Below are 12,994 nucleotides of genomic sequence, written 5' to 3'. Positions count from 1 at the left end.
ATTTATTTAGATGAAGGGGCTAAAGCAGCTCTCGATTGGTTGCAGCAAACTTTATGAGTGTTTAACCCCTGGTACAAGATGACTACTCGGTTTGAATTGTTATTGCGCTTATAAAGCGTAAAGCCATGCTCTAAAAGTTTTTACGTACACCAATAACAAATTCAGTGTTTGAATCATCTTGATCGTTTGTGCCACCAAATGGTGTGCTGTCGCTAATAAAATCAATCGCTGCGTAAATGTCCACGCCATACAATTCAGGAAAATCTCGTCCCAATTCTGTACGTACGGTAAGGGCTGTATCGTTAGAATCGTCTGGCATCCAGTAGCCTATTGAGGCATCTAAATACAATCGATTACTTAAGAGTGCTTCATAGCTTAGTTCTGGGTACCAGGTTTTCTTTTTGACGCCACGGTAAAGAGCGAGATCTAAATTGTTGCCGAATGAGGTGCCGATTTTGAATTCAGTTTCATCGCCTTTTTCATCGACAAGATAGTTATAGGTGATGACTTCTAGGTCGATATTAAATCCATCAAATTGGTTGTTATAGCCAAAGCGGACGTCCATTTCGACAGGTAAGCCTTCTGCGTCGTCGGATGTATCAATGTTGATCAAGTGAATGCCGCCATAAGCATTACCAACTTGCTCTGTGGCTTTGAAATAGGCAGCCAGGTTGTTATCCGTTTGTGTAATGCCGCGGAACAAATAGTCAGTCATGAGGCCAATTTGTTTAGTGGTTTGAGCATGGGCTCCTGTAGCCGCAAAACTAATCATTGTCAGGGTAATAAGTTTTTTCATTGTTTGTCCTTTCTCGCTGAGTCAAATAACCTCATTTAAATCCGATGATGTAAATAAGGGTATCTGCATTGTCGGCTGAGAGTAGAGGGCTCTGATTATTGGGTCAATTGGCGGTACATAGTTTCTAGACGTTTCTTACACACCTTATGTTCTCTTGTCTTCTTTTCTCCTTTTTCCGTATCTTTCTTTACGCAGTTGTAGTGTTGTTTTTTCTTGTTTTGTTGTGGGTGTTTAGTCAAAAAAGTGAGGAAGAGAAGAGCGATAAGGCTTAGATTGGTTTTCTATTATCTGTTGGGCTGCTTGTATATGTTTACTAATAATGGAGAATTTTGGGAGGAGAAATATTTAAGTCAGAAATTATGTGGAATTTATTCGATATAAATCAAAAAGACTGGATTAACTCACTGAAATTAAAAAGATTTTAACTTTCACCTAGATACTATTTTATGGCCTTTTAGACATTTTTTGAGCCATTCTAGCTATTCAGATGAAAAAATTACATGGATTCGGTGTGTGTCTGACGCCAAAAAGGTGTATATTCTCACGCTCTAGTGAACATATAATAATACAATTGAGTTTTTTTAGGAGTTATATATGACTAAACCAGTTATTGGTTTCATCGGCCTTGGTCTTATGGGCGGCAACATGGTTGAAAACCTACAAACTCGCGGTTTTCAAGTAAACGTAATGGATCTTAACAAAGACGCTGTTGCTGCTGTTCTTGCTCGTGGTAACGCTTCTGAAGCGGCTACAGGTAAAGAATTGGCTGAAAAAAGCGATATCGTAATGCTTTGCCTAACTACTTCTAACGTAGTTGAAGCAGTTGTTTACGGTGAAGAAGGTATCTTGGCTGGTATGTCTGAAGGCAAAACATTAATTGACTTCGGTACTTCTATCCCTGCTTCTACTAAGAAAATCGGTGCTGATCTTGCTGCTAAAGGTGCTGGCATGATTGACGCTCCTCTAGGTCGTACACCAGCTCACGCTAAAGACGGTCTATTGAATATCATGGCCGCTGGTGATGAAGCTACGTTCGCAAAAGTTAAACCAGTTCTTGACGAGCAAGGCGAAAACGTTTTCTACCTAGGTGCACTAGGTGCCGGTCACGTAACTAAGCTAGTTAACAACTTCATGGGTATGACGACTGTTGCAACTATGTCTCAGGCATTTGCTGTTGCAGAGCGTGCTGGTGTTGATGGTCAGCAATTGTTTGACATCATGTCTGCTGGTCCTTCTAACTCTCCATTCATGCAGTTCTGTAAATTCTACGCTGTAGACGGCGAAGAAAAACTAGGTTTCTCTGTTGCTAACGCAAACAAAGATCTTGGTTACTTCCTTGCTCTATGTGAAGAGCTAGGCACTGAATCTTTGATCGCTCAAGGTACTTCTAAGAGCTTGCAAGCTGCTGTTGACGCTGGCTTGGGTCAAAACGATGTTCCAGTTATCTTTGATTACTTCAAAACTCTAAACAAGTAATCTTAATAACCTAAAAAAAACCACGTACTGTTTTTTGGCAGTGCGTGGTTTTTTTTGTTTTTGCGTTTTGTTTGTAAGCTATTTAATTACTTAGCTTTCGTCCAAACAAACTGTTGGAACATTTCATCAACAGGTGTTTTAGCAACATGGTTGACGTAGTTGCTGATCACTTTTTGAGACAGGCCTAGAATAATTTCTAATACCTGCTTTTGAGCATAACCAGCAGCGTAGAAAGCTTCCAATTCTGCATCCGATGCAAAACCACGGTTACGAACAATAGACAAAGTAAGATCTTGCAAAGCTTGTAGCTTAGGTGTTGGCATTGGTTGGCTATTGCGTAATGCTTCTGTCAGTGCTGGATCTACTCCCATCATATTGGCAATCGCTGTGTGTGCAGGAACACAGAAGTGACATTCATGCTCAACATTGATGGTTTGCCATACCACTGTTAATTCTTCCGCGTTAAAAGAAGTATTTGTGAAAGCTTGATGCAATTGCGTGTAAGCCGTCAAAATTTCTGGTGATTCCGCCATAACGGCATAAAGACCTGGGATTTTACCCATTTGCTCAACTGCGCCTTCGAGGATTGCTTTGCTACCTTCAGGTGCTGTTTCAAGAGTGTGGAATGTAAATTCGCTCATAATTCGTATCCTTTATTTCATGATGTTAAATATTTGTTAAAAGGTTTTTCCTTTCAATGAAGAGCAATTTATCTGGATTTGAACGTACGTTCAAGATATATTTGAACAATCGCTCAATTATTTTTTGTCATAAGGTTATGTCATGAGTAAAAAAGCCAAGTTTGATCGCCAGCAAGTGATTGAAAACGCAACGAATCTTTACTGGGAAAAGGGGTATCACGCGACCTCTATGCGTAATTTGCAAGATGCGATAGATTTGCGACCAGGAAGTATTTATGCCGAATTTGGTAGTAAAGATGGTGTTTTCAAAGCGTCATTAGAGCATTATGCTGAGCTGGGTTTAACAGAGTTGGAGAATTTACGCGTACAGTCTTCTTCGCCTGTAGAGGCTCTAAAAGATTTTACTAAACAAGTGGTTATTGACTCTCAAAATGAAGCGCCAAGCTGTATGTGTATGCTTGCCAAGACGGTTGCAGAGCTGACAGATGATCAACCTGAATTGTTAAGTGTCGCGAAAAACGCTTTAAAGTCTGTAGAGAATAAGTTCGCACAACTTATTGTAGAGGCGCAAAAGAAAGAGGAAATGGATACAAGTAAAGACCCACAAGAACTGGCGCGTTTTCTACAAATTCAAATTACCGGTTTACGTGTTTACGCTAAAACCAGTGATGATAATGGTCCGTTAGAAAAGATGATTGATGAGTTGTTTGATCATCATCCTTTCCAATAAGTCCTCTGACTCTCGTCATTTATTTGCCTTGATTTACGAGTAAAATGTTAGGAACTGATTTCTGAAGGGAGTAGAGGAAGATGAAGTTTTTGGTATTTCTAGGTACGGTTCGTAATAGCACGCCACCAAAGCCAGCACGTTTAGGGGAGAGAGTCGCTAAAGCTTGTATGCTTTGTTTGTCTGAGCGATTTTCTGATCATGATATTGAGCTGGTGGATGCGCCTGATTACCCTTTAGAAACGGTTTTTAAGCCTCAGTTTGCTTATGCAAAGGGACGCGCGCCAGACGCTTTGGACTCTTTGGCTGGGAAAATCGCAGAGGCAGATGGGTTTATTATGGTAAGCCCAGAATACAACCATTCTATGAGTCCAGCGCTCGCTAATTTATTGAATCACTTTGGTAGCTCGCTATTTTCCTATAAACCGAGTGCGATTGTGACGTATTCAGCAGGGCAATGGGGTGGCATGCGTGCAGCGGTTGGCATGCGTACTTTTCTTTCTGAGCTGGGGTGTTTATCGGTTTCCGCTATGATTCATGTGCCAAAAGCTCAAGAAGCGTTTGATGAGCAGGGGCAGGTGCAGGAAGGCGAAGACAGAAACGCTTGGTTTGACTATTTTGGTCGTACGTTTCATCAATTGACTTGGTGGGCACAGGCTACCAAACAGCACAAAGAGGAAGTTGATCCCTTTTCGTTGGCTAAAGAGTTTGTAGCCGATCCTTCGCAACGTAACGCGCCTTGATAGAAAACACCTTCATTTATTTCAATCATAAAAAAAGCGGATTAACTGATTAGTTAATCCGCTTTTTTGTAGCCTGTTAACTGACTCGATTAGAAGTCGTAAGAGGCTTTTAAGTAAATACGACGGCGTTCACCGACGATGGCGCCAGACTCAGTGGTAAAACCTGCAATCGCATATTCTTTGTCAAACAAGTTTTTGATGTTGGCTTGGAATTTCCAATCTTGCCATCTTGTTTGCCACGAAAGGTCATAGATTGTGTAAGGCTTGATAGTGTTTTCATCACGATCAGTTTGCTCGCTTACATAATCCATACCAAAGGCGATAGAAGAGTCAATACTAGGGAACTCATAGCGAGTCCAAAGGCCTAGTTGATTGTAAGGAGAGTTTGATAGAACTCTAAGTGCGTCATCATCATCTTTCACCTCTAAATCAGTATAGGTGTAGCTGATGTTAGCAACCCAGCGTGGTGTAATATCAGCAAGGATGTCTAACTCAAAACCTTGGCTGCGAATTTCACCAATGGCTACATTATAATCATCGTCATCAGGGTCTTCCGTTAAAACATTGTTTTTAACAATGTGGAAAAGCGCCATATTTAGATTTAATTTATTGTTTGCTAAATAAGTTCGAGCACCAACCTCAAACTGTTGGTTTTCTTCAGGGTCAAAAAGGCTACCATCTTCAGATGATAGTTGGTCCGATGCGCTTTGTGGTGTTAATCCAGTAGAGAATGATGTGTACGGCTTAAACTGAGAGCTCATGTTGTATGTAGCACCAATTCGAGCGGAATAGCCAATATCATCATAGGAAGCGTTGTCGCTGCCATCATCATTGTCTACAACATCTTCTTGAATATAGTCTAAACGTGCACCTGTAACTAAGTTGATTTTATCTGTGGCACGCCATTGGTCTTGTACGTAAATACCTATTTGATTTAGATCTGTACTTCTATCACGGTTCAGGCTCATATCATAAGCGCTTATATCATCGTCATAGCTCGGATCTGTAAGGCTTAATGCAGAAGGTGTAGAGCTTGTTCCATCCGTTGTTCCAGAATAATAAAAGAGCTCATCTTCACTGGCAAAGTGGTAGTCTGCACCGGTAACGATTGTGTGCTCTCCAAGGTCTGCAACGAAGTAAGACGCTAGATCAAAACCTTTGTAGATACGAGTTTGATCACGGTATTGACGTGTCACTGCATCATTAACCCCATCAGAATCTGTGTCGGTTAAAGCGCGTGATTGATGGTATTTCTGAGTTTCTTCTGTTTCGTAGTAACGAAATGTGAAGTTACTATCCAACCAGTCATTAATAGAGTGCTCTAAGTTGGCCTGGAAAATATCAGATTCAAATTCTTGGTAATCATCCGGTTCGTTACTGTTCCAAGATGAATCAGTTAAGAAATTTCCATCAGAATCAATAGGTACACCACGAACACGCTCGCCCAGCTGATAGAAGTGTGTGTATTGAAGTGTTAGCGTGCTGTCATCACTTAAATCCCAAGCATAGCCCAGATCAATGATTTCATTGTCTTCTTCCACATTGTTACGGTAAGAATCTTCACTACTAGTGTAGACACCTACACGATAACGTTGTGTACCATCCTCATTGGCTGGCCCAGAAGATTCCACACTGCCACTCAAGAAATCTTTATTTCCTGCAGCTAATTCAATCGTGTTTTCTTGCTCGTAAGTAGGCTTCTTAGTGACATAATTGATTACACCACCAGCTTCACCTGCACCATACAGTGCTCCTGTTGGACCTTTCAGGGTCTGCACTTCTTCGATATTAAAGAGTTGAGGGATGGTAAAGGTGCGGAATGGGTCGCCTTTAACGCCATCGTAAAGCACTTGGCTTTCTTGCTCAAAACCACGCATTTTGATGATGCCATAGTTGAAATAAGAAACACCTGACATTGAGCGGAATAGGTCAGTTACTTCATTTGCAGCCTGATCTTCAATTAATTCCTGTGTAATCACTTGAACTGACTGAGGTGTTTCATCAATTGGGGTGTTTGTACGAGTACCTACACTTGCTTCATCTTCTTTGTAAAGTGTAAGAGCACGACCTTCTACTTCAATAGACAGTACATTGTCTGATGACGTTTCTGCTAAAGCGGCAGTGGAAAAAGCAAGCGCTCCGAAAGCTTGCATCATAATGAGGGATTTTTTTAAGCGCATAATAACCAATCACTGTGGGAGAAATGAAAGTGCATATTAATGATTTTGAGAATCACTTTCAATTGAAAGTGCAAGGAAATGGCATAAAATCTACAGTTTTTGTTGTAAAAGTGAGGATGAGGTCGAATAAATTATAAAATAAGCAGAAGTCTAAACAATGAAGAAAGCGTTGAGATGTTGTTAGAAGAGCGTCGCTGAGTATAAACAAGACAAAATGGCCACTAAATTCAGTTAAGTATTTAGTGGCCATTTTTTATATGAGGTGACTACTTGATGTTTCAGTTGTCTGCGTTAAGACAAATTAGTCCGTTTCGTCGTTTCGTATCTGGTTACGTCGGGATGTAGACCAGGTCTGATCTGTGACTTTAAATTTGCTAATTTTCTGCATGATAGTATCGCCAAGCTTGGTGATGTCTTTACCTACGAGCATGGATTCTTCCGTTGACAGTTGGGCTTTCTGGAAGCTTTCCCCCATAACTTCATAGGTGTTGTTAATTTCCATAAAGCTTGATTGCTGGGCGTTTATTGCTTCGGATATATCATGAACTCGTTCAGAGATAGCAGTCATGGCCTTCTTAACATGATCTAGTTCTTGTGTGGCTTGAGCAACATTATCAGAGGAACTTGCGGCATTTTTTTGACTATTATCCATCAGGCTTACAACAGATCTCGTACTTGATTGAATGCTGTTTACCATGTCGGTTACTTCATCTGTTGATTGGCGTGTTTTGGATGCCAGTGTTCTTACTTCGTCTGCAACCACAGCAAAACCTCGTCCAGCTTCACCTGCTCGTGCAGCTTCTATTGCTGCGTTTAAAGCTAATAAATTAGTTTGTTCGGCTATGCCATTGATGACATCAATAATGCCAGATATACGGTCTGTATCTTGCGTAAGCGTGTTAATAGCTGCTACCGCTTCAGATATGTTGTTAGACAAAGCTTTCATGGTCTTATTGATATCTTCCACTGCGCTGGAGCTATTATCAACTACTTGGTTACCGCTAGTGGCTGCGCCATGTATCTGTTCAAGTTTGTCGTTTACAAGTTTGGCTGCTTCATTTGTTTCATTAAGCTGTTTATTGATTTCATCTGAAAAAGATTTCTGTTCTTGAGATGCTTTGGAAATTTTTTCATTCACATTCGCGATGTCTTGAGAAATAGGAATAAGGCGAACAACTGAGTTCAATATGGCGGAAAAAGTCTCGTCAATATTTCCAATAAAGGTGTTGATGCCATTAGCAAGAGCGGCTGTTTCGTCTTTACCTTTAACGTCCAAGCGTTGGGTTAAGTCGCCTTCACCTTCGCCTATTCCGTGTACAGTGGTTATGACTTGGTTGATAGGACGAGTGATAATATAAGCCAATCCCCAGCCTAGCAAACCACCTAAGACTAAAAATCCTGCAACAAAGTATAAAATCTGAGATGAAAGCCTTTTCTCAAGCAGCTTGACCTCTCTGAAGGCCTCCTCTTGTGTGATTTCACTCATGATTGCCCAATCTAACCCTAAGATTTTTAGTGGTTTATAGGCAGAAAGCACCATGTGGTTATGAGCATTATTATAAGAAGCGACCCCTGATTTTCCACCTAGAGCGTTTTGAACGCCTTGCGTATCAACTGTCAGTAAGCCAATGGTGTTGTCTTTAGTATCAAGTGTTTGAATCTTTTGAGCGGATACGCCAGATTTAGTCAGCATGTCCAAGTATTCTTGCTTATCTTCTATGAGCCCTCGCGCATTGCTGCGCATGGTTTTATCTGAACCAACCAAATAAGTTTCACCTGTTTCACCAAGGCCGCTATTTAGCCAATCATTATGGTGATTCATAACATTGTTGATTTTATCTACTGGCATTTGGAAAATCATTACGCCGATTTTTTTGCCTCCATCAAATATAGGGGAGGATATAAAAGAGGCTGAGCCATTATAAGACGGCTGATAAGGTGCGAAGTCAGTTAAAAAGGTTTGGTCTTTATCGGTTGCTGTTAAAGCCTTTTTATATGCTTCTCCAATTCCTGAGTTTGCGTAAGGCCCGTTTTTTAAGGAGGTAGCGAAGTCCAATTCCTTAAACACACTATAGACAATATGACCTGTCTCTGCATCTACAAGGAAAATATCGTAATACCCAAAAAGCTGCTGATATTGCGTTATGGAAGGGTGAAATTTTGCATGTAAGCGAGAATAGTCATTATCTAATTTGGTATCGATTAACTTATGCTTTTCTCCGAGAGGGTTTTGATTGCCACTGATATATAAAGACTGCATGACCCAAGCTGATTTTCCTGCTTCTTGATACAGATTGTCAGGTGATGATGTTTGCCCACCATTCAATGATTGGTACTGCTTATCGAACTGGTTTCGATAGAAGCCCAATAACTCTTGTTTGGTATTGGCTAATTCACTGTCTGGTGTTTGATTTACATATTCATGGAAGGCTGGTGCGAAGCTTTTCATTGCTTCGATAATCATCAGATTACTGGAATAAGTGATGAGTTGGTCATTAATGAAATTTAAATAATCTTGAATGTTAACTGAGGTGACATCTCTTAAGGCAACCAGTTTATTGCGAGCGTCTGCTTCTATTATGGTGGAGGCGTCTTTTATAGCAGCATTTTTGATTAATAGGCTTATTATTAGTGCAGGGATAAACGCGAGAACTGTCCCTAATAATATAAGGCGCATTTTTATGCTGATATTCATCTTTGCGGCTCCTAGAAGATAAATTTACATGTTTTGTAACACTGAATTTTTTTATAAGAAACTGAGTTATATCATTAATTTAGCCGTTATTTGAGATATGTCTAGTATTCCTTTGTTGGCCGACTGTAAAAAAAGCCTTTTAATGCGTTATGTCATAACTTTTTGTTTTATATCCAGATTTAAATTTAGGTGGCACAGATCCTTGACGTTTTATTCGTTTGGTTATGCCATTTGGAATGGATTATTTTAAAAAGGGCAGGGAGCAACAAAGGCTAGCCACGCTTGAGTAAACGGATGACGAAACTCTAACCGATAAGCATGAAGGAAAAGGCGTGATTCATTCGTATATTGATCATCGTAAAACTCATCGCCAATGATGCCATGACCAAGGCTTTGCATGTGGACACGAAGTTGGTGTGATCGTCCTGTGAAAGGGGTGAGACGAACGCGAGTTGTTTGTCCTTCGTAGGCGATTTTCTCCCAGAAAGTGATGGAGTCTTTGCTCCATTCATCGGTACAAACAATCTGTCTTGGTCGATTTGGCCAATCACATCTTAGAGGTTTTCGTACTTGTCCTGTGTTGCCTTTGAGGTGACCGCGCAACAAGGCGCGGTACTCTTTTTTGACTTCTCGTTCACGAAAATGCGCATACATGCGTTTCTGGCATTCATGGGTTTTCGCGACAAGAATCAAGCCGGAAGTAGCTTCATCAAGGCGATGTATTGCGAATGCTTCCCCAAACAAACACTCTGCTCGATGCAAGATAGAATCGAGCTTGTCTGGTCCACGACCGGGTACAGACAAGCAGTTGGCTGGTTTGTTAATAACTGCAAACCAGTCATCTTCGTAGAGTATGTCTAATGTTGCTTGTTTGTTTAGGGTTGCTTGCTCGTCTCGCACGGAGTTTTATTCCGGCTTAGTGGTTAAAATAATACGGATGGCATCGAGGCGAATTTGGTGTTCATCAATTCGTACCAAGCCTTCCTGCATATTGTTTTCCAACAACTCAATGTCTTCATCACGAATCGCGCTGTTAAAGGATTTCAATTCGATCAGACGATCAATTTCATTTTGACAGCGATGTTGATAAGACGTTTTAGCCGCTTGAACGATTGGGCGAGCTTGATCTTGAGCATTTAACTGATGAGCTTGTAATACTTCAATCAAGTTTTTACGCAAAGCAGCGACCCATTGTTCAGCCACTCGGTTTGGCACACCTTTGAGTTTTTCAGCCCATTTATCCGCCGTGAATTGCTGGTGGAGGAATTTGCCGTTGGAGTCAGACAACTGCCACATTGGCGTCATTGGCAGTGATTGAGCCAATTTCAGGCGCGGATGCGCTGTCGCTTCAATAACAAACATACTTTCAACCAGTACTGTCCCTTCTGGGAGCGCTGAAATTGGAAGGATTGCAGAAGTCAGCTTGCCAGAATCAAAGCCTTGAACTTCGTCCATCAGCATGGCGATAAGAGGATGTTCCCAAGTAGCAAAGGCAACGTTCTCACGTTGGCTCGCTTGGCGACGGTCCAGCATTAACATTTTACCTTCTTCTTCGATACCCGGAAGTGCTTCCAACATCATGTCGGTAGAAGGTCGTAAGAACCATGCGGCTTTTTCTGGTGTGTCGTCCATGCATTCTGCATAAATATTGAATGCGTGAGTGACTTGTTCGATGTAATTATGCAAGCCTTTGGTTGCTTGGTGATTAATCTGGTCGATTAAGTCTCGTGCCTGTTCAGGTCGGCACGAACTCATTTCAAGCAATCGATTTCGGCCTTCTTCCATTTGCTTCAACAGGGCTTCATGGTAAACGCGGGCTTCGTTGAGTAAGTCTGCGTCGTCATCTTGTCCATGAAGGTATGCATGTAAGCTGTCACCAAATGCTTCTTCTACTTTATCGCCAGAACCTGTGGTGCGACAAAAAGCATTTAAAGCGTGGTGATACCAGTTGAACAGACGCTCTTGCACGCTTTCTTTAATGAAAGGTACGTGAATTTGTACGTCGTTTAATTGTCCTAGGCGATCCAAGCGTCCAATTCGTTGCTCTAATAAATCTGGGTGCTCAGGTAAATCGTACATAACGATATGATGGCTGAATTGGAAGTTTCGGCCTTCACTGCCAATTTCTGAACAAACCAATACTTGTGCACCGTCTTCATCGGCAAAATAAGCCGCGGCTCTGTCACGGTGAATCAAAGGCATTTGTTCGTGGAAGTCAGCGCTTTGGAAACCAGCAAAAGTTAACTGATCATTTAGCCACTGTGCCATATCGGCGGTATGACAAATTACCAGTACTTTATCTGCTTGGCATTCTAGGAACTCTTTTAACCATGACCAGCGAGGGTCTTTTTCCCATAAGCCATCTGCCACGTCTGTTTCTGGCTGAATATGGTGGCTTGCCGAAGCAAAAAACTCATTGTTTTCTAGAGGGTAAGAATGCAAGTATCGATTAGGGAAACCGCCAACTGCCGCTCGCGTGTTACGGAACATTTCACGGCCTGTACCATGGCGGTCAATCAGCCAACTAATGGCTTCTTGAGCCGCTTGTGCAAGGTCTTTGTTCGAGCTATCAGTTAGAGCAATAAACCAATCTTTGGCTTTTACTTCATCCAAATAGTCAGCGAATAAACTTTGCCAATCAAGCGGTTTAGAAGGGCTTCCTTCTTGCGTGAATGGCAATAGGGCCTCTGCTAGTTCGGCTGCTTGCTTGAATTCTTGCTGTTGAGCTAAGTAGCGATCGAAATCGTGATAATGGTCAGCATCTAAAAGCTGCAAACGAGAAAAGTGTTCTCGTTCACCTGTTTGTTCTGGTGTCGCGCTTAATAGTAAAAGTGATTCTGTTTGCGCTGCAAGACGGGCCACAACTTGGTAGCCAATACTTGGTGTTTCTGGGTGCCATGCTAGGTGATGAGCTTCATCCACAATAACCATGTCCCATTCGGCATCCAGCATGTGCTGAGTAGCTTTCGGGTGTTGGCTTGCCCAATCGATAGGCGCAATTACAAAAGGCTGCTGCTCGAATGGATTATCGTCGCCTTCCATGAAATCTTCGTATACAGATTCATTGATAAGAGAGAAAGGCTGATGGAATCGGCGCAGCATTTCAACCAACCATTGGTGTTGCAAGTTGGTTGGGGTCAAAATCAGAACGCGTTTACACAAGCCGTTCAACAGGCGCTGATGCAAAATCAAACCCGCTTCTAGCGTTTTACCCATACCAACTTCATCACATAAAAGGGCGCGCGCTTTAGGGCGGTTGGCAATTTCATGGGCAAGATAGATTTGATGAGGTAAAAGCTCGGCTTTTAAGCCCATTAAACCACGAACTTGTGAGGCGGCATTTTCAGCTTGGTGCTCTAAAGTGTGACGACGAAGGTCAAACCACATACGGCGTGCTGGGGACAAAGCCAATAGCGAATCTAGCTCGTTTTTGTCGTTACGTGGGAATTGAATTAAAGACTCTTCTAGCCAATCTTCGTCATCGCTAATGCGGTATTCAATAAGGTCATCAACGTCTTCTACTTCTAGGACAGTATAAGTTTCGCCTTGAAAATGGAGTTGGTCGCCAACGGTTAATGTGCGACGAACAAGACTAGTTTGGTCGTATGAATATAAACGATCGGTTTCTGCATCAGGGAAGTGCAAGGTAAAAGATTTGTTTTGTTTGTCTACTATCATGCCTACGCCGAGATCAGGCTCGTTGCGGCTGCTCCATCTTTGTCCAGTTTGATACATG

The 12,994-nt window shown here is 41.8% G+C and carries 9 protein-coding genes; 3 read left to right on the top strand and 6 right to left on the bottom strand.

The window, feature by feature from the left end:
* Positions 1-130: 130 nt before the first annotated feature.
* A complete protein-coding gene (locus ACMUMQ_RS00820) occupies positions 131-796 on the bottom strand; it encodes a TorF family putative porin (RefSeq protein ID WP_414680159.1) in 666 nt (221 codons plus the stop codon).
* A 594-nt stretch (positions 797-1,390) separates the two neighbouring features.
* Here ACMUMQ_RS00820 and ACMUMQ_RS00815 point away from each other — a divergent pair.
* Positions 1,391-2,272, top strand: a complete 882-nt coding sequence (locus tag ACMUMQ_RS00815; RefSeq protein WP_317003355.1) for an NAD(P)-dependent oxidoreductase — start codon at positions 1,391-1,393, stop codon at positions 2,270-2,272.
* An 86-nt stretch (positions 2,273-2,358) separates the two neighbouring features.
* Here ACMUMQ_RS00815 and ACMUMQ_RS00810 read toward each other — a convergent pair whose 3' ends face one another.
* On the bottom strand, positions 2,359-2,913 hold the full coding sequence (locus ACMUMQ_RS00810) for a carboxymuconolactone decarboxylase family protein (RefSeq protein WP_414680158.1): 555 nt from the start codon (positions 2,911-2,913) through the stop codon (positions 2,359-2,361).
* Positions 2,914-3,055: 142 nt separating this feature from the next.
* Here ACMUMQ_RS00810 and ACMUMQ_RS00805 point away from each other — a divergent pair, with 142 nt between their 5' ends.
* Positions 3,056-3,643, top strand: a complete 588-nt coding sequence (locus ACMUMQ_RS00805; RefSeq protein ID WP_414680157.1) for a TetR/AcrR family transcriptional regulator — start codon at positions 3,056-3,058, stop codon at positions 3,641-3,643.
* A gap of 80 nt (positions 3,644-3,723) precedes the next feature.
* Entirely contained in the window at positions 3,724-4,383 is a 660-nt protein-coding gene (locus ACMUMQ_RS00800) for an NADPH-dependent FMN reductase (protein ID WP_414680156.1), read from the top strand.
* A gap of 89 nt (positions 4,384-4,472) precedes the next feature.
* On the opposite strand, the gene ACMUMQ_RS00795 is transcribed toward ACMUMQ_RS00800, so the two are convergent.
* From ACMUMQ_RS00795 to rapA, 4 genes are all read right to left on the bottom strand, one after another.
* Entirely contained in the window at positions 4,473-6,539 is a 2,067-nt protein-coding gene (locus tag ACMUMQ_RS00795; RefSeq protein ID WP_414680155.1) for a TonB-dependent siderophore receptor, read from the bottom strand.
* 325 nt (positions 6,540-6,864) lie between these two features.
* A complete protein-coding gene (locus tag ACMUMQ_RS00790; protein WP_414680154.1) occupies positions 6,865-9,258 on the bottom strand; it encodes a methyl-accepting chemotaxis protein in 2,394 nt (797 codons plus the stop codon).
* A 246-nt stretch (positions 9,259-9,504) separates the two neighbouring features.
* Complete coding sequence (locus tag ACMUMQ_RS00785; protein WP_414680153.1) at positions 9,505-10,158, bottom strand: RluA family pseudouridine synthase; 654 nt, start codon at positions 10,156-10,158, stop codon at positions 9,505-9,507.
* A gap of 6 nt (positions 10,159-10,164) precedes the next feature.
* The gene (rapA, locus tag ACMUMQ_RS00780; protein WP_414680152.1) at positions 10,165-12,993 is read right to left on the bottom strand and encodes an RNA polymerase-associated protein RapA; all 2,829 of its coding nucleotides are present in this window, start codon (positions 12,991-12,993) and stop codon (positions 10,165-10,167) included.
* Position 12,994: the final 1 nt, after the last annotated feature.

The organism is Marinomonas algae, from assembly GCF_047525555.1.
Taxonomy (GTDB): domain Bacteria; phylum Pseudomonadota; class Gammaproteobacteria; order Pseudomonadales; family Marinomonadaceae; genus Marinomonas.
This window is presented reverse-complemented; position numbering and strand designations above follow the sequence as displayed.